Source organism: Ectopseudomonas composti (assembly GCF_001567565.1).
GTDB lineage: Bacteria > Pseudomonadota > Gammaproteobacteria > Pseudomonadales > Pseudomonadaceae > Aquipseudomonas > Aquipseudomonas composti_A.
The window spans coordinates 223,949-247,846 of sequence record NZ_LSSW01000022.1; the positions used below are offsets into that span (position 1 = coordinate 223,949).

Sequence of the window (23,898 nt, forward strand, 5' to 3'; positions counted from 1 at the left end):
GAACCCAAGTGGCTTTATCCGAGTCGCAGCATCATGACTTTGATCAGGACCATGCGGTATTCGCGCCGGTGGTGTCCCCTTACCGAGGGTGACCAAGCATGCAAGAAAGCGTGATGCAGCGCATGTGGGACAGTGCCCACCTATCCGGTGGCAACGCTGCCTACGTGGAAGAGCTCTACGAGCTCTACCTGCACGATCCCAACGCTGTGCCAGAAGAGTGGCGCACTTACTTCCAGAAGTTGCCGACCGACGGCAATGCTGCAACGGACGTATCGCATTCGACCATTCGCGATCATTTCGTCCTGCTCGCCAAGAATTCGCGTCGTGCCCAGCCGGTTTCCGCCGGGGCCGTCAGCAGCGAGCACGAAAAGAAGCAGGTGGAAGTGCTGCGCTTGATCCAGGCCTACCGCATGCGTGGCCATCAGGCCGCCCAGCTCGACCCGTTGGGTCTGTGGGTGCGCACTGCGCCGTCTGACCTGTCGATCAATCACTACGGCCTGACCGACGCGGATCTGGATACGACTTTCCGCACTGGCGAGCTGTATCTCGGCAAGGAAGAGGCAACGCTACGCGAAATCCGCGATGCGCTGCAGCAGACATATTGTCGCACCATCGGTGCCGAGTTCACCCATATCGTCGATTCCGGCCAACGCAACTGGTTCGCCCAGCGCCTGGAAAGCGTGCGTGGTCGCCCGCAGTTTTCCGCCGAGGTTCAGGCGCACGTGCTCGAGCGCGTGACGGCTGCCGAAGGTCTGGAAAAGTACCTGGGCACCAAGTATCCGGGTACCAAGCGTTTCGGTCTGGAAGGTGGCGAGAGCCTGATCCCGCTGCTCGACGAGATCATTCAGCGCTCCGGTTCCTACGGCACCAAGGAAATCGTCATCGGCATGGCCCACCGTGGCCGTCTCAACGTGCTGGTCAACACCTTCGGCAAGAACCCGCGCGACCTGTTCGACGAGTTCGAAGGCAAGAAGACCGAAGGCCTGAGCTCCGGTGACGTGAAGTACCACCAGGGTTTCTCCTCCAACGTCATGACTGCCGGCGGCGAAGTGCACCTGGCCCTGGCGTTCAACCCGTCGCACCTGGAAATCGTCTCTCCGGTGGTCGAGGGTTCGGTGCGTGCCCGTCAGGATCGTCGCAGCGACGCCTCTGGTGAGAAAGTACTGCCGATCTCCATCCATGGTGATGCGGCTTTCGCCGGTCAGGGCGTGGTCATGGAAACCTTCCAGATGTCGCAGACCCGCGGCTACAAGACTGGCGGCACCATCCACATCGTGATCAACAACCAGGTTGGCTTCACCATCAGCAACCCGCTGGATGCACGCTCCACCGAGTATGCGACCGACGTGGCCAAGATGATCCAGGCGCCGATCTTCCATGTGAATGGCGATGATCCGGAAGCCGTGCTGTTCGTCACCCAGCTGGCCGTCGATTACCGCATGCAGTACAAGCGCGACGTGGTCATCGATCTGGTCTGCTACCGCCGTCGTGGTCACAACGAGGCCGACGAGCCGAATGGCACCCAGCCGCTGATGTACCAGCAGATTGCCAAGCAGCGCACCACCCGTGAACTCTATGCGGACGCACTGATTGCAGCCGGCGTGCAGAGCAGCGATGACGTGCAGGCCAAGATCGACGAGTACCGTACCGCGCTGGACAACGGTCAGCACGTGGTCAAGAGCCTGGTCAAGGAGCCGAACAAGGAGCTGTTCGTCGACTGGCGTCCGTACCTGGGTCATGCCTGGACTGCGCGCCACGATACCCGTTTCGATCTCAAGACCTTGCAGGACCTGTCCTCCAAGTTGCTGGAAACTCCGGACGGTTTCCTGATTCAGCGTCAGGTTTCAAAGATCCTCGAAGATCGCCAGAAGATGGGCGCCGGTGGCTTGCCGATCAACTGGGGCTTCGCCGAGACCATGGCCTACGCGACCCTGCTGGTCGAAGGTCACCCGATCCGCATGACCGGTCAGGACATCGGCCGTGGCACCTTCTCGCACCGTCACGCGGTGCTGCACAACCAGAAGGACGCCTCGACCTACGTTCCGCTGAAGAACTTGTACGACGGTCAGCCGAAGTTCGAACTGTACGATTCCTACCTGTCCGAAGAGGCCGTGCTGGCCTTCGAGTACGGCTATGCCACCACCACGCCTAACGCGCTGGTGATCTGGGAAGCCCAGTTCGGCGACTTCGCCAACGGCGCCCAGGTGGTATTCGACCAGTTCATCTCCAGTGGCGAGACCAAGTGGGGTCGTCTCTGCGGTCTGACCGTTCTGCTGCCGCATGGCTACGAAGGGCAGGGGCCTGAGCACAGTTCGGCGCGCCTGGAGCGTTACCTGCAGCTGTGCGCCGAGCACAACATGCAGGTCTGCGTACCGACCACCCCGGCGCAGGTCTATCACATGCTGCGTCGTCAGGTGATCCGTCCGCTGCGCAAGCCGCTGGTGGTGCTGACGCCGAAGTCGCTGCTGCGCCACAAGCTGGCCATCTCGAGCCTGGAAGATCTGGCCGAAGGCTCCTTCCAGACCGTGATCGGCGAGATCGACTCGCTGGACCCGAAAAAGGTCGAGCGTCTGGTCCTGTGCAGCGGCAAGGTCTACTACGACCTGCTGGAGAAGCGTCGTGCCGAGGGTCGCGAAGACATCGCCATCGTGCGTATCGAGCAGCTCTATCCGTTCCCGGAGGACGACCTGGCCGAAGTGCTGGCGCCGTACAAGAACCTCAAGCACATCGTCTGGTGTCAGGAAGAACCGATGAACCAGGGCGCCTGGTACTGCAGTCAGCACCACATGCGTCGTGTCACCACCGCACACAAGAAGTCGCTGTTCCTGGAGTACGCCGGTCGTGATGCGTCGGCAGCGCCAGCTTGTGGTTATGCGTCGATGCACGCCGAGCAGCAGGAAAAACTGCTGCAGGACGCCTTTACTGTTTAACGCCTTCATCCGGCAGGTGGCGAGTGCCACCTGCCGGTAAACCGAATTTAAGGAAACGCATACAATGGCTATCGAGATCAAAGCCCCAACCTTCCCGGAATCGGTTGCCGACGGCACCGTGGCCACCTGGCACAAGAAGCCGGGCGAAGCGGTCAAGCGCGATGAGCTGATCGTCGACATCGAGACCGACAAGGTAGTGATCGAAGTGCTGGCCGAGGCCGATGGTGTCCTGGCTGAAATCATCAAGAACGAAGGCGATACCGTTCTCTCCAACGAGCTGCTGGGCAAACTGACCGAAGGTGGCGCTGCCGCCGCTGCTCCGGCTGCCGCCCCGGCCGCTGCCGCCGCTCCGGCCCAGGCTGCTGCTCCGGCTGCTGCCGCTGGCGACGACGCCATCCTCTCGCCAGCTGCTCGCAAACTGGCTGAAGAGAACGGCATCGACCCTAACAGCATCGCCGGCACCGGCAAAGGTGGCCGTGTGACCAAGGAAGACGTGGTCGCTGCCGTCGAGGCCAAGAAGAACGCGCCGGCTGCCGCTGCCAAGCCGGCCGCTGCTGCCGCTAGCGCTCCGGTCGTTGCCACTGGCGATCGCACCGAGAAGCGTGTGCCGATGACCCGCCTGCGTGCCAAGATCGCCGAGCGTCTGGTCGAGGCTCAGTCCTCCATGGCCATGCTGACCACCTTCAACGAAGTCGACATGACCGAAGTCATGGCTCTGCGTTCGAAGTACAAGGACCTGTTCGAGAAGTCCCACAATGGCGTGCGCCTGGGCTTCATGTCGTTCTTCGTCAAGGCTGCTACCGAGGCGCTGAAGCGCTTCCCGGCGGTCAACGCTTCCATCGACGGCAACGACATCGTTTACCACGGCTATGCCGACATCGGTGTTGCCGTGTCCAGCGACCGCGGCCTGGTGGTTCCGGTTCTGCGTAACGCCGAGCAGATGAGCCTGGCTGAAATCGAGAGCGGCATCGCTACCTTCGGCAAGAAAGCCAAAGACGGCAAGCTGTCCATCGAAGAAATGACCGGCGGCACCTTCACCATCACCAACGGTGGTACCTTCGGTTCGATGATGTCGACCCCGATCGTCAACCCGCCGCAGGCAGCCATTCTGGGTATGCACAACATCATCCAGCGTCCGATGGCGATCAACGGTCAGGTGGTGATCCGTCCGATGATGTACCTGGCGCTGTCTTACGACCACCGCCTGATCGATGGTAAGGAAGCCGTGACCTTCCTGGTGACCATCAAGAACTTGCTTGAAGACCCGGCTCGCCTGCTGCTGGAAATCTAAAAGCCAGTCTCCTCCACGACGGCCCTGTTCTCAGGGCCGTCCGGTTTATTCGAGAAGGAATACGTTATGACCCAGAAATTCGACGTGGTAGTCATCGGTGCCGGCCCTGGTGGCTACGTTGCCGCCATCAAAGCAGCGCAACTCGGTCTGAAGACCGCCTGCATCGAGAAGTACCAGGGCAAGGACGGCAAGATCGCCCTCGGCGGCACCTGCCTGAACGTCGGTTGCATTCCGTCCAAGGCGCTGCTGGACAGCTCCTGGAAGTACCACGAGGCGAAAGAAGGTTTCGCTGTTCATGGTATCGAAGCCAAGGGCGTGACCATCGACGTACCGGCGATGATCGGCCGCAAGACCACCATCGTTAAGAACCTGACCGGCGGCATCGGCGCGCTGTTCAAGGCCAATGGTGTGACCCTGCTGGAAGGCCACGGCAAGCTGCTGGCTGGCAAGCAGGTCGAAGTGACCGGCACCGACGGCAAGACCCAGGTGGTCGAAGCCGCTCATGTGATCATCGCTTCCGGCTCCAAGCCGGTCGAAATCCCGCCGGCTCCGGTTGATCAGGACGTGATCGTCGACTCCACTGGCGCCCTGGAATTCCAGAGCGTGCCGAAGAAGCTGGGCGTCATTGGCGCTGGCGTGATCGGTCTGGAGCTGGGCTCGGTATGGGCTCGCCTGGGTTCCGAAGTCACCGTGCTGGAAGCCATGGACAAGTTCCTGGCCGCTGCCGATGAGCAGATCGCCAAGGAAGCCCAGAAGACCCTGACCAAGCAAGGTCTGGACATCCGCCTGGGTGCCCGCGTGACCGGCTCGGAAATCAAGAAGAAGCAGGTCGTCGTCAGCTTCACCGACGCCAATGGCGAGCAGAAGATGACCTTCGACAAGCTGATCGTGGCCGTAGGTCGTCGCCCGGTGACCACCGATCTGCTGGCCGCCGACAGCGGTGTGGACCTCGACGAGCGTGGCTTCATCTACGTCAATGATCAGTGCGAAACCAGCGTTCCGGGCGTCTATGCCGTCGGTGACGTGGTACGTGGCGCCATGCTCGCGCACAAGGCCTCGGAAGAGGGCGTGATGGTTGCTGAGCGCATCGCTGGCCACAAGGCGCAGATGAACTATGACCTGATCCCGTCGGTCATCTACACCCACCCGGAAATCGCATGGGTCGGCAAGACCGAGCAGCAGCTGAAGGCCGAAGGCGTTGCCGTCAACATCGGTACCTTCCCGTTCGCCGCCAGCGGTCGCGCCATGGCTGCCAACGACACCGGTGGTCTGGTCAAGGTCATCGCTGATGCCAACACCGACCGCGTACTGGGCGTCCACGTGATCGGCCCAAGCGCTGCCGAGCTGGTACAGCAAGGCGCAATCGGCATGGAGTTCGGTACCAGTGCCGAAGACCTGGGCATGATGGTCTTCTCCCACCCGACCCTGTCCGAGGCGCTGCACGAAGCTGCCCTGGCGGTCAACGGTGGCGCGATTCACATCGCTAACCGCAAGAAGCGCTAAGAACCGATATACGATCTGCTGCGCGTCGGCTAAACGGCGTTGAAAACGGCCTCGGAATGCTCATTTACAGATGTAAACTCCGCTTCCTCGGCCCTTTTCGCCACCGTTTATCTCTAGCTCGCCAGATCGTAAACCGGTTCTAGGCGTCAGACGTGGCCGGCTCGCCCGGCTACAGCAAATTGTTGTAAACCACCGGGGTAGGCGGGGCGTCGCGTAATCGCCTCATCACTGCGGTGGTGTTTGCAAGCAGAACCACGTCGGGAGGCCCGCGTCGAGTTCCACTCGCGGCGGAACGCCCGGCGGACTGCTTCGGCAGTCACAGGTGGCGCGGTATCACAAGTACAGCGCCGAATGCGCAATACCTAAACGAAGACGGTAGACAAGCATGAATCTTCACGAGTATCAGGGTAAGCAGCTGTTCGCTGAATACGGCCTGCCTGTATCCAAGGGCTTCGCGGTAGACACCCCGGAAGCAGCCGCAGAAGCCTGCGAAAAAATCGGTGGCAGCGAGTGGGTCGTCAAGGCTCAGGTCCACGCTGGTGGCCGCGGTAAAGCCGGTGGCGTAAAGCTGGTCAAGAGCAAAGAAGACGCCAAGGCCTTCGCCGCCAACTGGCTGGGCAAGCGTCTGGTGACCTACCAGACTGACGCCAATGGTCAGCCGGTCAGCAAAATCCTGGTCGAATCCTGCACCGACATCGCCAAGGAACTGTACCTGGGCGCTGTAGTGGACCGCTCCAGCCGTCGCATCGTGTTCATGGCTTCCACCGAAGGCGGCGTGGACATCGAGAAAGTGGCCCACGAAACCCCTGAGAAGATCCTCAAGGCCACCGTCGATCCGCTGGTCGGCGCTCAGCCGTACCAGGGCCGCGAGCTGGCTTTCCAGCTGGGTCTGGAAGGCGATCAGGTCAAGCAGTTCACCCACATCTTCGTTGGCCTGGCCAAGCTGTTCCAGGACTACGATCTGGCGCTGCTGGAAGTGAACCCGCTGGTGATCAAGGCCGATGGCAACCTGCACTGCCTGGACGCCAAAATCAACATCGACTCCAACGCCATGTACCGTCAGCCCAAGCTGCGCGCCATGCACGATCCGTCCCAGGACGATCCGCGTGAAGCCCATGCGCAGAAGTGGGAACTGAACTACGTTGCGCTGGAAGGCAACATCGGTTGCATGGTCAACGGTGCTGGCCTGGCCATGGGTACCATGGACATCGTCAACCTGCACGGCGGTCAGCCGGCCAACTTCCTCGATGTAGGTGGTGGCGCGACCAAAGAGCGCGTGACCGAAGCGTTCAAGATCATCCTCTCCGATGACAACGTCAAAGCCGTTCTGGTGAACATCTTCGGCGGTATCGTTCGTTGCGACATGATTGCCGAAGGCATCATCGGCGCCGTGAAAGAAGTCGGCGTGAAGATCCCGGTGGTCGTCCGCCTGGAAGGTAACAACGCCGAGCTGGGCGCCAAGGTCCTGGCCGAAAGCGGTCTGAACATCATCGCGGCAACCAGCCTGACCGACGCTGCCCAGCAGGTCGTCAAGGCCGCGGAGGGTAAGTAATGAGCATCCTGATCAATAAAGACACCAAGGTCATCTGCCAGGGCTTCACTGGCTCGCAGGGCACCTTCCACAGCGAACAAGCCATCGCCTACGGCACCAAGATGGTCGGCGGCGTGACTCCGGGCAAGGGTGGCAGCACTCACCTGGGCCTGCCGGTGTTCAACACCGTCAAGGAAGCCGTAGAAGCCACTGGCGCTGAAGCGTCGGTCATCTACGTTCCGGCTCCGTTCTGCAAGGACTCGATCCTGGAAGCGGCCAACGGCGGCATCAAGCTGATCGTCTGCATCACCGAAGGCATTCCGACCATCGACATGCTGGAAGCCAAGGTCAAGTGCGACGAGTTGGGCGTACGCCTGATCGGCCCGAACTGCCCGGGCGTGATCACTCCCGGCGAGTGCAAGATCGGCATCATGCCGGGTCACATCCACCTGCCAGGCAAAGTCGGCATCGTGTCCCGTTCGGGCACCCTGACCTATGAAGCCGTCAAGCAGACCACCGACGCCGGCTTCGGCCAGTCCACCTGCGTGGGCATCGGCGGCGACCCCATCCCGGGCTCCAACTTCATCGATATCCTGAAGCTGTTCCAGGAAGATCCGAAGACCGAAGCGATCGTCATGATCGGTGAGATCGGCGGTTCGGCTGAAGAAGAAGCGGCTGCCTTCATCAAGGCCAACGTCACCAAGCCTGTAGTTTCCTACATCGCTGGTGTGACCGCTCCGCCCGGCAAGCGCATGGGCCATGCTGGCGCCATCATCTCTGGCGGCAAGGGCACTGCAGACGAGAAATTCGCTGCGCTGCAGGACGCTGGTGTGAAAACCGTGCGTTCCCTGGCTGACATCGGCAAGGCCCTGGCTGAGCTGACCGGTTGGGAAGTCAAAAACGCCTAAGCGTTGATGACCCTCGCAAAAAGGCCACCTTCGGGTGGTCTTTTTGTTTGTGCGGTTTCTGTACCGCAGCCGATTCGGCCCGCCCCTGGCGAAGTGCCGTGCCGCCGGGGGCGCCTGCTTCGTAAGTGTTGTTGATGCGACAGTCAGTTACGCCAGTTCGACAGCTCGCCCGGCAACTGTGCTGCTGCAGGGCGCTTTTCGTTAGTATCCGCGCCTTATTCCGTGTCCGTGGTGCCACAAGCGCCTGGCGATGCCTGCAGTGGTTCGAGCCAAACGCTCGGGCGACGTTTCCCGATCCCCAAGGAAACCCTCGCAACTCTTCGATTTCTGCTTCCGGTATTTCCCTCTATGACTCGTTTGAAAGGCTCGGATCTCCTGGCCCTCGGCTTCATGACATTTGCGTTGTTCCTCGGCGCCGGCAACATCATCTTCCCCCCGAGTGCCGGTCTGGCTGCGGGTGAGAATCTGCTGCCTGCGGCCCTTGGCTTCCTGCTGACCGGTGTCGGCCTGCCACTGCTGACCGTGGTGGCCCTGGCCCGAGTGGGCGGTGGTATGGACCTGCTCACCGCGCCGCTGGGCAAGGTGGCCGGAACCATCCTGGCAGTGGCGGTGTATCTGGCCATCGGGCCGCTGTTTGCAACGCCGCGTACCGCCGTGGTGTCGTTCGAGATGGGTATCGCACCGTTCACCGGTAATGAAGGTGCGCCGCTGCTGATCTATACCCTGGCGTATTTCGCGGCCGTGCTGTTCCTTTCCCTCAATCCGGGGCAACTGGTCGATCGTATCGGCAAGTTCATTACCCCGGTCCTGCTGACGGCGCTGCTGGTGCTGGGCGGTGCTGCTTTGTTCGCCCCGGCCGGCGAGGTTGGGGGGGTTGCCGATAACTACCGTGATGCGCCGTTGGTGCAGGGCTTTCTGCAGGGCTACCTGACCATGGATACGCTGGGAGCACTGGTCTTCGGTATCGTCATTGCCAGCGCCATTCGTGACCGCGGCGTCAGCGACGCGGGTCTGATCACACGGTATTCGGTGATTGCCGGGGTGATCGCCGCCATTGGCCTGTCACTGGTTTACCTGGCGCTGTTCTATCTCGGTGCCACCAGCCAGGGCATCGCTGGCGATGCGCAGAACGGCGTCCAGGTGCTGACGACCTATGTGCAGCACACCTTCGGCAATACCGGCAGCCTGCTGCTCGCAGTGGTCATCACCCTGGCGTGCCTGACGACCGCCGTGGGCCTGCTCACGGCATGCGGCGAGTTCTTCAGCAAGCTGTTGCCGGTTTCCTACCGCAGTGTGGTGATCGTCTTCGGTCTCTTCAGTCTGCTGGTGGCCAATCAGGGGCTGACCCAACTGATCAGCTTCTCCATCCCGGTGCTGGTCGGTCTGTACCCGCTGGCTATCGTGCTGATCGCGCTGAGCCTGGCCAACCGCTTGTGGCTTTCCCAGTCGCTGGTGTTTGTACCGGTGATGGCCGTGACGCTGATCTTCGGCGTGGCCGATGGCATTGCCGCCACGCCATGGGCCGACAAGGTCCCGGCCTGGTTCGGGCAGTTGCCTCTGGCCGGCCAGAGCCTGGGCTGGCTGGTGCCGGTGGTGCTGACGCTGGCCCTGGTGACGCTGTTGGATCGCATCCTCGGGTTGCGTCAACGCGCTACTGCTTGAAACCTGCGCTAAACAACAAAGGCTGCCCACAAGGCGGCCTTTTTTGTCGAACAAGGATGTAGGTGGGCTGGCTATAATCGGCAGCAGTCTTGCAAGGAGTCAGCATGCTCAACAGCTATCCGTATCTGCCTCATTTTCTGGCCCCACTCTGGTTCGTTCTGTGTTGGGGAGGCTATACCCGCTATGCCTCGTTGAAGGCGCAAACCACACCCTGTCTTGCCAGCGTGCTGCACCTGTACCGCGAGGACTGGATGCGCCGCATGCTGATGCGCGAGAACCGCATTGCCGACGCCAACGTGATCGGCAATCTGGAGCGCAACGCCTCGTTCTTCGCCTCCAGCACACTGATCATCCTGGCCGGTATCCTCACCGTGCTGGGCGCTTCGGATCGCGCGCTGTCGCTGTTGGCCGACATTCCTTTCGTGCAGCCGGCCAGCCGCGGGCTGTCGGAAATCAAGCTGCTGTGCCTGGGGGTGATCTTCGTCTATGCCTTCTTCACCTTCAGCTGGTGCATGCGTCAGTACAACTTCGCGGCCGTGTTGGTGGGTTCGGCGCCGATGGTGGGGGAGCGACATGTCACCGAGCAGGAGCGTAAGGCTTTCGGTGAGCGCACGGCGCGGGTCATCTCGATGGCTGCCAACCAGTTCAACTTCGGCTTGCGCGCCTATTATTTCGGTATGGCGACACTGGCCTGGTTCATCAACCCCTGGTTCTTCATGTTGGTGACTGCCGGGGTTGTGGTCGTGCTGTATCGCCGTGAATTCCATTCTGATGTGCTGGAAGTGATGGTCTATACCCCAACGCCGGCCGCCGAGGTGGCCAAGGAGAAGAGTGAATGAGCATTCCATTCTGGTGCGTCTTCATCAGCGCCTTGTTGATCTTCATCGCCAAGGCGCCAGTGGCCAAAGCCATGGCCGCAGAGGGCGGTGGTCGTTACGACAATCATCATCCCCGTGCCCAGCAGGCACGCCTGACGGGCTTCGGTGCGCGAGCCCTGGCTGCGCACTTGAACAGCATCGAGGCATTTCCATTGTTCGCGGCGGGTGTGCTGATGGCGCACAGCACACAGACCTATGGCTTTCTGGTCGACATCCTGGCGATCACCTTCGTCGTCAGCCGTGTGCTGTATATGCTGTTCTACTGGTGGGATCTGCACTGGCAGCGCAGCCTGGTGTGGGTGCTGGGCCTGGCCTGCAGCCTGTTGTTGATGATCAGCCCTGCGCTGAGATGAAAAAAGGCCCGCATCGCGGGCCTTTTTCTTTCGAGCTGAGGTTACTTGCCGTCGACAGCGTCTTTGGCTTCGTCGCCGGCATCCTCGATGGCGTCGGCCGCATCACCGGCCGCATCCTCAATCTTTTCGCCAGTGGTAGGTTCGTTACCCAGGGCTTCGTTGGTTTTCTGTTCGATGGCTTCGCCAGTGTCTTTGGCTGCATCGCCCACGTTCTCCATGGCTTCGGAGACTGACTCCTTGGCCGACTCCATCTTGTCTTCCGGGGTTTTCTCGCAGGCGGCGAGACCCAGGGCAGTGGCAAGCAGCAGGGCATAAGTCAGAGGTTTGTTCACGGTGATCACTCCATGTGTGAGAGTTGTTAGTGGCTGGGTTGACCCCATAACGCACAGTCACTTCGAATGCCGGGACCGCCCATAAGTTCCCTTGTCCCTGATGGCGTGCTGGCGAAACGGCTGTGAGTCCCGGCGCGAGGCGCTATCATGCGCAGCCTTTTTTCCATGGCAGAGCAGAGCGCGAAAGTGATGAGTGAGCAGTCGATTCAGGCGCGGGCGCAGCGGTTTCTGGCCGCATTGCGTCATTGCCAGGTGCTGGGCATGAGTGTCGAGTCAGCGGACGGCAAAGGGCTGACGCTGCGACTGCCTTATGCAGCGCACATCGTGGGCAACCCGGACACCGGCGTGGTTCACGGTGGCGCCATCACCACACTGATGGACACCACCTGCGGTATCTCCACGGTTTGCGTGCTGCCGGAGTTCGAAATCTGCCCGACCCTCGACCTGCGCATCGACTACATGCATCCGGCCGAGCCCGGTAAGGACGTGTTCGGCTTCGCCGAGTGCTACCGGGTTACGCCCAACGTCATCTTCACCCGTGGCTATGCCTATCAGGACGATCCTGAGCAGCCGATTGCCCACGTGGTCGGTACCTTCATGCGCATGGGCAAGGCCGCGCAGGCTGGCGCAGGTGAGCTGAAGCAGAACGTCCAGCAAGGCGGTGACGCATGAGCGAACTGAACCTTGAGCAACTGGTGGCTCGTGCGCATCAGCAAGACGACTACGACCCGCTGATCAGCCTGATTCCCTACGCCAAGCTGCTCGGCATCGAGTGCCTGCGCCTGGGTGACGACATGGTCTTCCGTCTGCCAGCCAATCGTGACTGCATTGGCAACCCGGTTCTGCCTGCATTGCATGGTGGCGTGATCGCCGGCTTCATGGAACATGCCGCCATGCTTCATCTATTGATGTTCATGGGTATTCCACATTTGCCCAAAATCATCGACTTCTCGATAGATTACCTGCGCGCTGGTCATTATCGTGACACCTATGCGCAGTGCCAGGTCTGGCGTCAGGGGCGGCGGGTGGCCAATGTGGCGATCACCGCCTGGCAAACGACGCGGACCGAGCCGATTGCCACCGCCCGTGCCCACTTCAAGGTCGATGAGCCCTGAGTCGACGAAACCCAGGCGGATCGGTAGCGCAGCAAATCATGACAAGGATTCTGTAGATGGATGCGTTACTGATAATTGGTGGCCTGCTGCTGATGCTGGTTGGTCTGGTCTGGCTGGTCATGCGTGCCTTCGCCACCAGTCTGTTGTGGGGGTGGGGCAGCCTGATTCCACCTATTACCCTGATCTACGTGGTGCGCCACTGGGCGCGTGCCCGTAGTGCGGTCATGCTGATCGCGCTTGGCGTCATCCCGCTGGTGGTGGGCCTGACCTTACTGGCCAACAAGGATGCCGAGCGTCTGGCGGCGATCGCTCGCCTCGACTGGCTCAAGCCCGAAGTGCAGGCGCCGGCGGAGCTGGCAATCGACCTGCGTGGTCAGCTCAATGGTCAGCCGTTTCGGCCGCAGCAGGGCGAGCTGATCGATGGCGTACTGGTGCTGCGCGAGGGCCTGGACTTCTTCGCACTGCGCGAGTTGAGCATACGTCTGCCGCAGCCCGTCGAGGGCGCCGTGCGTGTCGACGTGTTGCCCCAGGACAGCGGCAATCTGCCGGAGGTGGAGCTGAGCTGGTTGTTGCCGGAGCAGGATCTGCCCGAGGCCCGTCGTCTCAGTCGCGGCTATACCCTGCACCTGGATCTGCAGCCGCAGGCGCCCAATCGGCTGGTCGGTGATTTTCACCTGGTATTGCCGCCCAGTTTCAAGACCAGCCTCAGTGGTCGAGTCGAGCTGTACCGTGACCGCCTGCGCTATGCCCAAGGACAGGTCGATACCCGGTACGACTCGCGTGACACCATCGCCCATGTCCTGCAGGACTACCTGCAACGACGTTTTGCCACGCGCGATGTACGCGAGTTGAAGCTACCGGTGTTCACCTTCGAGGGTGACACCCTGGAATTGCAGGTCGATGCGCAAGTGGCCGGACGTAGCGAAAGTCTGCCGATTCGTCTGCAGAAGCGCCCCCAGCATGGTTGGACGGTCAGCGGCGATCGCTTTCCGGCATTGCCTGCCGTCGTCTCGCGACCGCCTGCCCAACAAAGTGACGCTGCACCCGTCGAGGAGCGCCTGAGTCGCCCGCTCGATCGTCGCCAGCGTTTCAGCCTGGCACGCCTGCAGCGTAACCCCGAGCAGTACCGCAACCTCAGCATGCGTTTGAGCCGCGCCAGCGGCGGAACGGTTGAAGGACGCTTTGTCGGTGTCGACGCCGATGGCAGCATTCGCCTCAGCCAGCAGATGGGCAGCGGTGGCGGGCAGGCCAGCTTCAGTTTCAAACCGGAAGAAATTGGCCGCCTGGAACTACTGGAGCCCTAGTGCGGGTGGCTCGCCATATTCGCCTCGTGAGCGGCTTGTACCTGCCAGAAGCGATGATGAGCATGCAGCAAGCCCTTGAAATTAATCCAGCTGGCCCCATCTGTAGGTCATCCGCCGCCATAGCGGTTCCTGTCCTGCAGATGGAGTTAGAAGACCATGAGTGTGGAAACTCAAAAAGAAACCCTGGGCTTCCAGACCGAGGTGAAGCAACTGCTTCACCTGATGATTCATTCCCTGTACTCGAACAAGGAAATCTTCCTGCGCGAGTTGATCTCCAACGCCTCCGACGCCGCTGACAAGCTGCGTTTCGAGGCGTTGGCCAAACCGGAGCTGCTCGAAGGTGGCGCCGAACTGAAGATCCGCCTGTCCTTCGACAAGGACGCCAAGACCGTTACCCTCGAAGACAACGGCATCGGCATGAATCGCGATGAGGTCATCGCGCACCTGGGCACCATCGCCAAGTCCGGCACCGCCGACTTCCTGAAGAACCTCTCCGGCGACCAGAAGAAGGACTCGCACCTGATCGGTCAGTTCGGTGTGGGCTTCTATTCGGCATTCATCGTCGCCGATCAGGTCGAGGTCTTCAGCCGCCGTGCCGGCAGCCCCGCCAGCGAAGGCGTGCATTGGTCGTCGAAGGGCGAGGGCGATTTCGAAGTTGCGACCGTCGACAAAGCCGAGCGCGGTACTCGCATCGTCCTGCACCTCAAGAGCGGTGAAGAAGAATTCGCCGATGGCTGGCGCCTGCGCAATATCGTCAAGAAGTACTCCGACCATATCGCGCTGCCCATCGAGCTGCCGAAGGAGCACCAAGGCGAGGACAAGCCGGCAGAGCTCGAGTGGGAAACTGTCAACCGCGCCAGCGCGCTGTGGACCCGTCCGCGTACCGAGATCAAGGACGAGGAATATCAGGAGTTCTACAAGCACGTCGGCCATGACTTCGAGAACCCGCTGGCCTGGAGCCACAACAAGGTCGAGGGCAAGCTGGAGTACACCTCGCTGCTCTACGTGCCGGCTCGTGCGCCGTTCGACCTGTACCAGCGCGAAGCGCCCAAGGGACTCAAGCTATACGTGCAGCGCGTGTTCATCATGGACCAGGCGGATCAGTTCCTGCCGCTGTACCTGCGCTTCATCAAGGGCGTGGTCGACTCCAACGACCTGTCGCTGAACGTCTCCCGCGAGATCCTGCAGACCGGCCCGGTCATCGACTCGATGAAGTCGGCGCTGACCAAGCGTGTGCTGGACATGCTGGAGAAACTGGCGAAAGAAAAAGCGGAGGATTACCAGAACTTCTGGAAAACCTTCGGCCAGGTGCTCAAGGAAGGCCCGGCGGAAGACTTCGCCAACAAGGAGAAGATCGCTGGCCTGCTGCGTTTCGCTTCCACCGCGGGTGAGGGCGATGAGCAGTCGGTGTCGCTGGCCGACTACCTGGGCCGCGTCAAGGACGGTCAGGACAAGATCTACTACCTCACGGGTGAAAGTTACGCGCAGATCAAGAACAGCCCGCACCTGGAAGTCTTCCGCAAGAAAGGCATCGAAGTGCTGCTGCTCACCGATCGTATCGATGAGTGGCTGATGAGCTACCTGACCGAGTTCGACGGCAAGCAGTTCGTCGACGTGGCCCGTGGCGACCTGGATCTGGGCAAGCTGGACTCGGAAGAGGACAAAAAGGCCCAGGAAGAAGTCGCCAAGGCCAAGGAAGGGCTGATCGAGCGCCTCAAGGGCGCGCTGGGTGAGCAGGTCACCGAGGTTCGCGTGTCGCACCGCCTGACCGACTCGCCGGCGATCCTGGCCATTGGCGAGCAGGACCTGGGCCTGCAGATGCGCCAGATTCTCGAAGCCAGTGGGCAGAAGGTGCCGGATGCCAAGCCGATCTTCGAGTTCAATCCGGCGCACCCGCTGATCGAACGCCTGGATGCCGAGCCGGATGAAGATCGCTTTGCCGATCTGTCGCACATCCTGTTCGACCAGGCCGCCCTGGCCGCTGGTGACAGCCTCAAGGACCCTGCAGCTTACGTGCAGCGTCTGAACAAGCTATTGGTGGAACTCTCCGCCTGATTGGCTACGCTGTAGAACAAGCCCGCTCCGGCGGGCTTTTCTATGGGCGCGATATATCAGAGGGATTTGACAAGCGCAGCCCCGTCGTTTCAGATGCTGGCAATTGGCTGGCTTTTTGTCGGTGCCCTGGGGTTGTATGTCGATCTTCGAGTTGTTCTTCATCATGGGCGCGGACCCGAGTGTCCTTGTGCTCAGTAGCTACGACACTCCGTTGGTGCTGTTATCGCTGGCGATTGCCGTGTTCGCCGCGGGCATGGCGTTGCAACTGGCCGGCGAAGCGCGCGACAGTTCGCATCCGGTCGCCAGGCAAATCACCATCCTCACCGGCTCGCTCGCCCTGGGCGGCGGTATCTGGTCCATGCATTTTCTTGGCATGCTCGCCTTTGAGCTGTGCGCAGCGGTGCGTTTCGACCTGGGCATCACCTTGTTGTCGATACTGCCGGGGCTGGCCGCATCCTGGGTCGCACTGAGCCTGCTGGCGCGACGTGACCTGAGCCCACTGCAGCTGTATGTGGGCGGCGTACTGGTCGGTGCCGGTATCGGCGCCATGCATTACAGCGGCATGGCCGCGATGCAGATGGCGCCGCTGTTGCGTTATGACCCCTGGATGTTCGCTCTGTCCATCCTCGTTGCCGTTGCCCTGGCCATTCTTGCGCTTTGGGTGCGCTTCGGTCTGGAAGGGCGCCTGCCGGCGCCCTGGGCGCTGTTGCTCAGCGCCCTGGTCATGGGCCTGGCCATCAGTGGCATGCATTACACCGGCATGGCGGCGGCGCGCTTCGTTGGTTCGCCCGAGTCGGACGCTCCGATGAGCGTGATGGACAGCGGCTATATCGCCATCGCCATCACGCTGTTGACCGTCGTCCTGACCGTCTTCGTGGTGGCAGTCAACACGCTGCTGCGCTACCGCCGCATCAGCCGCCAGCTCAAGGCCAGCGAGCAGCACCTGCGCTCGATATTCGATACGGCGCTGGACGCCATCATCACTGTCGACCACAGCGGTAGGATTTGCTCGGCCAACCGTGCGGTCTCCCGTCTGTTCGGCTGGGCACCGCAGGAGTTGGTCGGGTTACACATGCGCTCGCTGATGCCGCCCCGTTATGTCGATCAGGTCGAAGCGTTGTTGGCCGATTACCTCAGGACAGGGCGTCTGTCCCTGCCGGCAGGTGAGCAGGAACTGGCCTGCCTGACTCGCGACGGGGAAGAGAAGCCCGTGCGCATCAGCGTTGGCATCACACATGCGGGCAGCCGCCCGCTGTTCGTGGTATTCGTGGCCGATATCAGTGAACGCCAGGCCATGGAGAAAGCGCTGCGTGATAGCGAGCAGCAGTATCGTTCGCTGATCAGCAATATTCCGGGGGTGTCGTTTCGCTGCCTGCTTGATCGCGACTGGACCATGCTGTTCATCAGTGATGCGGTGCAGAGCCTGACCGGCTACAGCACCGAGGATTTCATCAGCCGGCGTTGCTCGATCGCCGAGCTGTATCATCCCGATGACTATCAGCGAGTCGCCGACGAGGTGGTAGAGGCCATCGAGCAGGGGCGTAACTATACGGTCGAGTATCGTCTGTTCGACCGTGAGGGTGAGGAACACTGGATCTGGGAAAGCGGCAGTGCGGTCTGCGACGATAAGGGTGTGCCGCGCTGGATCGATGGTGTGTTGCTCGATCAGACCGAAAGCAAACGACGCAATGCCGAGTACGAGGGCAAGGTCACCGCGATCAGCAAGGCCATGGCGCTGATCGAGTTTGATCTCGAGGGCAACATTCTGCAGATCAACGATAACGCCCTGGCACTGTTCGATTACGAGCGCGAAGACGTGATCGGCCGCCACCACACCATGTTCTGCTACCCGGATCAGATCGCCAGCGACAGCTACCGCCAGGGCTGGGCCGATCTGCGCGCCGGGCACTTTCGCACCGGCGAGTATCGTCGCAAAGGCAAGGATGGGCGTGAGGTCTGGATCCAGGCCAGCTACAACCCGATCCTCGATAGCGATGGCAAGCCGTTCAAGGTGGTCAAGCTGGCGACCGACCTCACGCCCCGTCGTGTGATGGAGCAGGAACTGCGTGCCGCCCGTGACCGTGCCGAGGCCGCGGCTGCCGCTCGTAGCAGCTTCCTGGCCAACATGAGCCATGAAATTCGTACGCCGATGAACGCCATCATCGGCTTCACCGAGCTGCTGCTGGAAACCCCGCTTTCCAGTGAGCAGCGTCGCCACCTCAGCACCGTGCAGCATTCGTCGCGCTCGCTGCTGGGGCTGCTCAACGACATCCTCGATACGGCCAAGCTCGACCGTGGCGCCATCGAGCTGGAACAGCTTGATTTCTCGCTGCGCGAGCTGTGCGAGCAGGTGATCGCCAGCCAATGCCTGGCCGCCGAAAGCAAAGGCCTGCAGCTTTACCTGGACTACCCGCCGACGCTCAACGAGTTCTTCTGCGGCGACCCGCTGCGTCTGCAACAGGTCTTGACCAACCTGCTCGGCAATGCGGTCAAGTTCACCCTGCAGGGCGAGGTATGCCTGAAGGTGAGCGGCGATCCGGGCGCCATGCGCCTGGCGGTGAAAGATACCGGTATCGGTATCGCAGCCGACCGCCTGGAAAAGATCTTCGAGCCCTTCGCTCAGGCCGATGCGTCGATGAGTCGGCGCTTCGGCGGCACTGGCCTGGGGACGACCATCTCCCGCCAACTGGTCGAATTGATGGGCGGTCGCCTGCGGGTCGAAAGCACCGAAGGGCAGGGCAGCTGTTTCAGCGTCGAATTGCCGCTGTGCGCCGGCAAGCGCCGGGCGTCGCAGCAGCGTGCCGTGATGCCGCAGCTGGGGCCGTTGAACATCCTTGCAGCCGATGATGTGCCGCAGAATCTCGAGTTGTTGCAGTTGACCCTGGAGCATTTCGGCCATCGCGTGCACTGCGTCGGCGATGGTCAAGGCGCGCTTCAGGCCTTTATCGAGGAGCGCTTCGATCTGATCCTGATGGATGTGCAGATGCCGGGAGTCGACGGTTTGGAGGCTTCGCGGCGGATTCGTGAGCTGGAAGCCGCCGAGGCCAGAGAGCCGATACCGATCATTGCCCTGACTGCCAGCGTACTCGATCAGGACCGTCAGGCGGCACTGGATTCGGGCATGAATGGCTTCGCCTCGAAGCCGCTGGACGTCAGTGCATTGCTGTGGGAAATCGCCCGAGTTCTCGGGTTGACCGACGTACCTAGTGCCGTGGTCAGCGCCACTCGTGTTGCTGACGCCGGCCTGTTCGACTGGGTGCGTGGCGGCAACCTCTGGGGTGGGCCGTTGCGCATGGCCCGGGCGATCAACAGCTTCATCGGTGAACAACATGAGCTGGTCGAGCGCCTCAACCAGCTTCTGGCCGCGCGCGACTGGCGTGAGGGCGAGGCGCTGGCGCACCGGCTGCACGGCGCCGCCGGCAACCTGGCGATGGCCAGCCTGGCAAGCCTGGGGCAGTCGATCGAGCGAGCGTTCCAGGCACAGGACGAGCAGGCTTTGCCTGCATTGCTCGCGGAGCTCGATCAGACCTTGCAGACGGTCAAGGCGGTGGTCCCGCAGGTGCCCGAGGTTAACTCTGCGGCCCAGAGCCCGACTGCCGACTTGTCCTCGCTGCGTGAACAGGCCAGTCAGCTGCGTCATGCCCTGCAGCGTGGCGGCCTGGACGATGAGACCCTGGCGGCCATGGAGCACGCTGCTGGGGCAACAGCCTACGCTGTAGCCCTGAATGATATGCGCCAGGCGCTGGATGACTTCGATTTCGATCAGGCCCTGGTCGTGCTGGATAAACTGCTGTTGCAACTGCATGACGAGGAAACGACCCCATCATGAGCCTGGCTGCCGATACCCGTCCGCTGTTGCTGCTGGTCGACGACGAGCCCACCAACCTGCAGGTATTGCGTCATATCCTGCAGGAAGACTATCGCCTGCTGTTCGCCAAGGAGGGTGCCCGCGCACTGGAAATGGCCGAGCGCGAGCGACCTGACCTGATTCTGCTCGACGTGATGATGCCGGGCATGACCGGCTATGAGGTGTGTGAGCAGCTCAAGGCCAACCCGCTGCTGAAGGCGATCCCGGTGATCTTCGTCACAGCCCTCGGTGATGTCGACGATGAGGCGCGTGGCTTCGAGGTCGGTGCGGTGGACTACATCACCAAGCCGGTGAGCCCGCCCATTGTGCGGGCACGGGTGCGCACCCATCTGTCGTTGGTGCGGGTCGACGAGCTGAGGCAGACCCGCCTGCAGATCGTTCAGCGCCTGGGCATGGCGGCAGAGTACAAGGACAACGAGACGGGCTTGCACGTCATCCGCATGAGCCACTTCTCCAAGGTGCTGGCACTGGCCGCAGGATTCAGCGAGAGCGCGGCCGAGGAACTGCTCAACGCCGCGCCAATGCATGACGTCGGCAAGATCGGTATTCCCGATGCGGTGCTGCGCAAGCCGGGCAAGCTCGATGAGCAGGAGTGGCAGGTGATGCGCCAGCATGTGGAAATCGGCGCGCGGATCATCGGCGAACACAGTTCGGGATTGTTGCGCACGGCGCAACGGATTGCCCTGTCGCACCACGAGAAGTGGGACGGCAGCGGCTATCCCAACGGTCTGAGCGGTGAGGACATTCCTCTGGAAGGTCGCATCGTGGCAATCGCCGATGTGTTCGATGCGCTGACCAGCGTGCGCCCCTACAAGCAGGCATGGACAGTGGAGGCCGCAGTCGACTTCCTGCGTGAGCAGAGCGGCCGCCACTTCGATCCGCGCCTGACCGAGCTGTTCATCGATTGTCTGCCGGAGATTCTGCGCATCAAGGAGCGTTGGGCCGAGCAGCCTGCCGCTTGAAATCTTCTGTCTAACACCCGAGTGCGGGTGATTTGGTCATTGTCGTCAGCGCAGCTATTGTAAGGGGCCTAGCATTACCAAGGGCAGGCCCGATCATGCAGAAGAAGACACTGGTTCCCCTGTTATGTGCGGCCGTCGCCGACCTCGCCGATGCGGCTGTCGTGACCAAGCCGATTTCCTATGAGATCGATGGCGAAGCCTTCGAGGGCGTGTTGGTTTATGACGACTCGGTAACCACGCCGCGCCCTGGTCTATTGGCCGTTCCCAACTGGATGGGCGTCAACCCGGACACCGTGGCCAAGGCGGCGCGCGCCGCTGGCGACAAGTACGTGGTGTTTCTCGCCGACATGTACGGCAAGGCCATTCGCCCGAGCAATGCTGACGAAGCCAAGGCGGCCGCGACGACGGTGCGCAGTGACCGTGCCTTGATGCGCAAGCGTGCCCAGGCGGCAGTCGAAGTGCTCAAGGCGCAAAGCGGAGAGGTGGCTCTGGATCTGAGCAAGCTGGGCGCCATCGGCTTCTGTTTCGGTGGTGGAACCGTGCTGGAACTGGCCCGTTCGGGCGCGCCGCTGAAGGGTTTCGTATCCTTCCACGGCAATCTGGATACGCCTGACCCGGCCGATGCGAGGAACATCAAGGCACCGGTACTGGTGCTACATGGGGCAGATGATCCGGCGGTGCCGCAGGAGCAGGTCGACGGATTCGTCGCTGAAATGAAGGCCGCCAAGGTGGATTGGCAACTGGTCAGCTACGGCGGCGCGGTGCATTCGTTCACCAATCCCAAGGCCAACGTGCCAGGGCGCAATCAGTACCACCCAGTGGTGGCCGCGCGGGCGTTCAAGGCGATGAACGATCTGTTCGATGAAGTATTCGCCGAGCAGTGACTGCGGTTTTACCGCACGTTAAACGAAAGGCTGCGCCCATTGGGCGCAGCCTTTTTTCATCTTACTTCGCGGGCATTACGGCGATGTCGATGATGCCGTCCGGCAGGTCGGCGATATCGCCCAGGGTGGTGGGCTTGCCGCTGGCCAGATCCAGCTGATGCAGGGTCTTGCCAGTCAGCACATAGGCGGTGTTGCCACCCTTGCCGTCGCTGAGGATGTCCATGGCGGCAGCCTTGAGGCCGTCGGCGACCTTGCCGACCAGTTGCTGTACGCCATCATTTGGCGGGTTCTGCAGCATCAGGCTGCTGTTGGCCAGGTCGATGTTGTAAAGCGCCGTGCTCTTCGTGCCAGCGTAGGAGTTGGTGTAGGCGCCGGCAACCACCTGGGGCTGCTTGCCAGCGTAAGGGCCGTCGGCAGCGTAGGCCTGCTTGCCGTCTACCGCGACTTCGCCGGTGTCGACATTCACTCGCAGGTTGGTGCCGTCCGGGCTCATCAGGCGCAGACGGTCGGCCACCGGGTTGAAGTCGACCACGGCCTGGCCGCTGCCAGGCAGCGCGGTTTGCAGCTTGCTGCCTGCGGTCGCCTTGCCGCTGGCTGTGTCCAGGGTGTAGAGCTGATCGGTACCGCTCAGGAGGTAGACCTGGCCGCTGGCCGGGCGCACGTCCAGGCCGCGCAGATCGCTGGCGCCGCTGACGGCCATGTTGCCGGTGACCTTGAGGCTGGCGACATCGACCTTGAACAGCTTGCCATCGGCGCCCAGCGCGAGCAGTTCGGTGGCGCTGGCGGCGCCTGCGCTCAGGGTCAGCAGGCTGGCGGTGCAGAGGGTAGTGATGCGTTTCATGGTTGTTCCTCATAAAAGGTTTCAGCATCGATGCGAAGCCGGTAGGCCGGCTTCGCAGGTGCCTCGACGAAACACCTGTGAGCTATACCCGCGAGGAACGGGGTTGGATGTCGGCGGATGAAAATATTTTTTTGGGGGGACCAGCTGTGCGAAAGAATGCCGGCCAGGTGGCCGGCAATCTTTTCAGTTGGCGCTGGCCAGTACGGCGCGGCCGATATACAGCACGGGGCCGCTGGGGCGGTTGTAAGGCGAGCCGCCTTCTGGTTCGAGGGTCAGCTCGAACAACTGCCCAGGCTGCACGGCGCCGATCTGCTCGGCAGGCAAACGCAGCGGCTGTCCGGCTTCGACCAGACCCAGCGAGCGTGGCCCGTCTGCCGGGTCGATCAGCGTCCAGAATTGCAGGGCGCGCCCTTCAGGCACCTGGTCGGCAACCAGCGGATCGAGCTGCAAGGTGCCGTCGCGGCTGACCTGAATGACCCAACCCGGTCTGGCCGCCTCGCCCGGCTGCTGCAGCACCACGGTGTAGCGCTCGCCGGCGATGTCCGGTGCCCGCAATAGCGGCATCAGCACGGCGACCAGCAGCGCCACGGCCAGCGCGGCTGCGGTCAGGCGCCAGGTCAGCAGGCTGTTCCACCAGTTGGCCAGGGGGCTGGTACGTGACTCATCTTGCAGGCCCAGGCTCTGCCGAATACGGGCCCAGAGTGCCGGGGAGGGCGCTTGTGCCGGCAGTTGGTCGCTCAGCTCGAGAAAATGCCGCTCCCATTCCAGCGCCATGCGCGCGGCCTGTTCATCGTCTTCGAGCAACTGGCGCACCTCGGCGGCTTCCTGCTCGTCGAGCAGGCCGAGCAGGTATTCGCCTATCAGGGCGCGGCGTTCTTCGGGATCGTGGGTAATCATGCTTGCAGACACTCCTGCAGCGCGCGCAGGCCGGCGCGGATACGGCCTTTGATGGTGCCCAGCGGTGTGCTCAGGCGGCTGGCGATCTGTTCGTGGGTCAGGCCCCGGTAGAACGCCAGGAGGATCGGATGGCGGCGTGGTCTTTCCAGGCGTTGCAGGCAGCGACGCAGCAGGCGCTTTTCGGATTGCTCCAGCGCCTGGGCTTCAGCCTGCGGGCTGTCGTCCAGCACGCGTTCGATGAAGTCATCGTCGACCTCTGCATGACGGCTGCCACTGCGCAGGGCGTTGAGTACGCGGTAGCGCAGGATGCTGTGCACCCAGGCGCGGCCGCTGCCCAGTTCGCGTCGAAAACGCGCGGCGTGCTGCCAGATGCGCACGAAGGCGTCGTGCAGGCAGTCCTCGGCGATATCGCGCCGGCCCAGCATGCTGATGGCCAGGCCGAGCAGTTGCCCGGCCTCCTGCCGATAGAGCGTCTGGAAGGCACGTTCGTCGCCGCGTGCGCAAGCTTCCAGGGTGCTTTCGTAATCGAAATCGCGATCTGCCATGGGTCATCCGTTGGCCTGAAAAATCCGCATGCAGCTTAT

19 protein-coding genes are annotated in these 23,898 nt (G+C 61.9%); 15 read left to right on the plus strand and 4 right to left on the minus strand.

The genetic code is table 11. From position 1 onward, the window contains the following. Positions 1-98 precede the first annotated feature (98 nt). The 8 genes from PCLY_RS10275 (at position 99) to PCLY_RS10310 (ending at position 11,056) form a co-directional block, all read left to right on the plus strand. On the plus strand, positions 99-2,930 hold the full coding sequence (locus PCLY_RS10275; RefSeq protein ID WP_061239205.1) for a 2-oxoglutarate dehydrogenase E1 component: 2,832 nt from the start codon (positions 99-101) through the stop codon (positions 2,928-2,930). Between the two features lie 64 nt (positions 2,931-2,994). Continuing rightward, positions 2,995-4,221, plus strand: coding sequence for a 2-oxoglutarate dehydrogenase complex dihydrolipoyllysine-residue succinyltransferase (gene odhB, locus PCLY_RS10280; protein WP_061239206.1), 1,227 nt, complete (start codon positions 2,995-2,997; stop codon positions 4,219-4,221). Positions 4,222-4,287: 66 nt separating this feature from the next. Beyond that, positions 4,288-5,724, plus strand: coding sequence for a dihydrolipoyl dehydrogenase (gene lpdA, locus PCLY_RS10285; RefSeq protein ID WP_061239207.1), 1,437 nt, complete (start codon positions 4,288-4,290; stop codon positions 5,722-5,724). A gap of 385 nt (positions 5,725-6,109) precedes the next feature. After that, positions 6,110-7,276 (plus strand): ADP-forming succinate--CoA ligase subunit beta, encoded by a 1,167-nt coding sequence (gene sucC, locus PCLY_RS10290; RefSeq protein WP_061239208.1) that lies wholly within the window; start codon positions 6,110-6,112, stop codon positions 7,274-7,276. Next, positions 7,276-8,163, plus strand: coding sequence for a succinate--CoA ligase subunit alpha (sucD, locus tag PCLY_RS10295; RefSeq protein ID WP_003240843.1), 888 nt, complete (start codon positions 7,276-7,278; stop codon positions 8,161-8,163). The genes sucC and sucD overlap by 1 nt, the downstream gene beginning before the upstream one ends. A 348-nt stretch (positions 8,164-8,511) precedes the next feature. Next, positions 8,512-9,825, plus strand: a complete 1,314-nt coding sequence (gene brnQ, locus PCLY_RS10300) for a branched-chain amino acid transport system II carrier protein (protein WP_061239209.1) — start codon at positions 8,512-8,514, stop codon at positions 9,823-9,825. Positions 9,826-9,929: 104 nt separating this feature from the next. After that, complete coding sequence (locus tag PCLY_RS10305; RefSeq protein ID WP_061239210.1) at positions 9,930-10,664, plus strand: DUF599 domain-containing protein; 735 nt, start codon at positions 9,930-9,932, stop codon at positions 10,662-10,664. Continuing rightward, positions 10,661-11,056 (plus strand): MAPEG family protein, encoded by a 396-nt coding sequence (locus PCLY_RS10310; protein ID WP_061239211.1) that lies wholly within the window; start codon positions 10,661-10,663, stop codon positions 11,054-11,056. Before PCLY_RS10305 ends, PCLY_RS10310 begins: the two co-directional genes overlap by 4 nt. Before the next feature lie 41 nt (positions 11,057-11,097). Here PCLY_RS10310 and PCLY_RS10315 read toward each other — a convergent pair whose 3' ends face one another. Then, positions 11,098-11,388: a hypothetical protein gene (locus tag PCLY_RS10315; RefSeq protein ID WP_231740140.1), complete on the minus strand. Its 291-nt coding sequence runs from the start codon at positions 11,386-11,388 to the stop codon at positions 11,098-11,100. A 189-nt stretch (positions 11,389-11,577) separates the two neighbouring features. On the opposite strand from PCLY_RS10315, the gene PCLY_RS10320 reads away from it, so the two are divergent. The 7 genes from PCLY_RS10320 (at position 11,578) to PCLY_RS10350 (ending at position 21,576) form a co-directional block, all read left to right on the plus strand. Then, positions 11,578-12,060: a PaaI family thioesterase gene (locus PCLY_RS10320; RefSeq protein WP_061239559.1), complete on the plus strand. Its 483-nt coding sequence runs from the start codon at positions 11,578-11,580 to the stop codon at positions 12,058-12,060. Next, a complete protein-coding gene (locus tag PCLY_RS10325; RefSeq protein WP_061239212.1) occupies positions 12,057-12,503 on the plus strand; it encodes a PaaI family thioesterase in 447 nt (148 codons plus the stop codon). Before PCLY_RS10320 ends, PCLY_RS10325 begins: the two co-directional genes overlap by 4 nt. Before the next feature lie 56 nt (positions 12,504-12,559). Further along, positions 12,560-13,807, plus strand: a complete 1,248-nt coding sequence (locus tag PCLY_RS10330; RefSeq protein ID WP_061239213.1) for a hypothetical protein — start codon at positions 12,560-12,562, stop codon at positions 13,805-13,807. Between the two features lie 156 nt (positions 13,808-13,963). Beyond that, the gene (gene htpG / locus PCLY_RS10335; protein WP_061239214.1) at positions 13,964-15,862 is read left to right on the plus strand and encodes a molecular chaperone HtpG; all 1,899 of its coding nucleotides are present in this window, start codon (positions 13,964-13,966) and stop codon (positions 15,860-15,862) included. A gap of 136 nt (positions 15,863-15,998) precedes the next feature. Then, positions 15,999-19,691 (plus strand): PAS domain S-box protein, encoded by a 3,693-nt coding sequence (locus PCLY_RS10340; protein WP_061239215.1) that lies wholly within the window; start codon positions 15,999-16,001, stop codon positions 19,689-19,691. After that, the gene (locus PCLY_RS10345) at positions 19,688-20,692 is read left to right on the plus strand and encodes a response regulator (protein WP_061239216.1); all 1,005 of its coding nucleotides are present in this window, start codon (positions 19,688-19,690) and stop codon (positions 20,690-20,692) included. The genes PCLY_RS10340 and PCLY_RS10345 overlap by 4 nt, the downstream gene beginning before the upstream one ends. Positions 20,693-20,787: 95 nt before the next feature. Further along, positions 20,788-21,576 carry a dienelactone hydrolase family protein gene (locus tag PCLY_RS10350; protein WP_061239217.1) on the plus strand — a complete coding sequence of 263 codons (789 nt, stop codon included), beginning with the start codon at positions 20,788-20,790 and terminating at the stop codon, positions 21,574-21,576. Positions 21,577-21,637: 61 nt separating this feature from the next. Here the strand turns inward: PCLY_RS10350 and PCLY_RS10355 are convergent, their stop codons facing one another. The 3 genes from PCLY_RS10355 to PCLY_RS10365 all read right to left on the minus strand — a co-directional run bounded on the left by PCLY_RS10355 (position 21,638) and on the right by PCLY_RS10365 (position 23,859). Next, entirely contained in the window at positions 21,638-22,417 is a 780-nt protein-coding gene (locus tag PCLY_RS10355; RefSeq protein ID WP_061239218.1) for a DUF4394 domain-containing protein, read from the minus strand. Between the two features lie 183 nt (positions 22,418-22,600). Beyond that, positions 22,601-23,314, minus strand: coding sequence for an anti-sigma factor (locus tag PCLY_RS10360; RefSeq protein WP_061239219.1), 714 nt, complete (start codon positions 23,312-23,314; stop codon positions 22,601-22,603). Beyond that, positions 23,311-23,859: a sigma-70 family RNA polymerase sigma factor gene (locus PCLY_RS10365; protein ID WP_061239220.1), complete on the minus strand. Its 549-nt coding sequence runs from the start codon at positions 23,857-23,859 to the stop codon at positions 23,311-23,313. Before PCLY_RS10365 ends, PCLY_RS10360 begins: the two co-directional genes overlap by 4 nt. Positions 23,860-23,898: the final 39 nt, after the last annotated feature.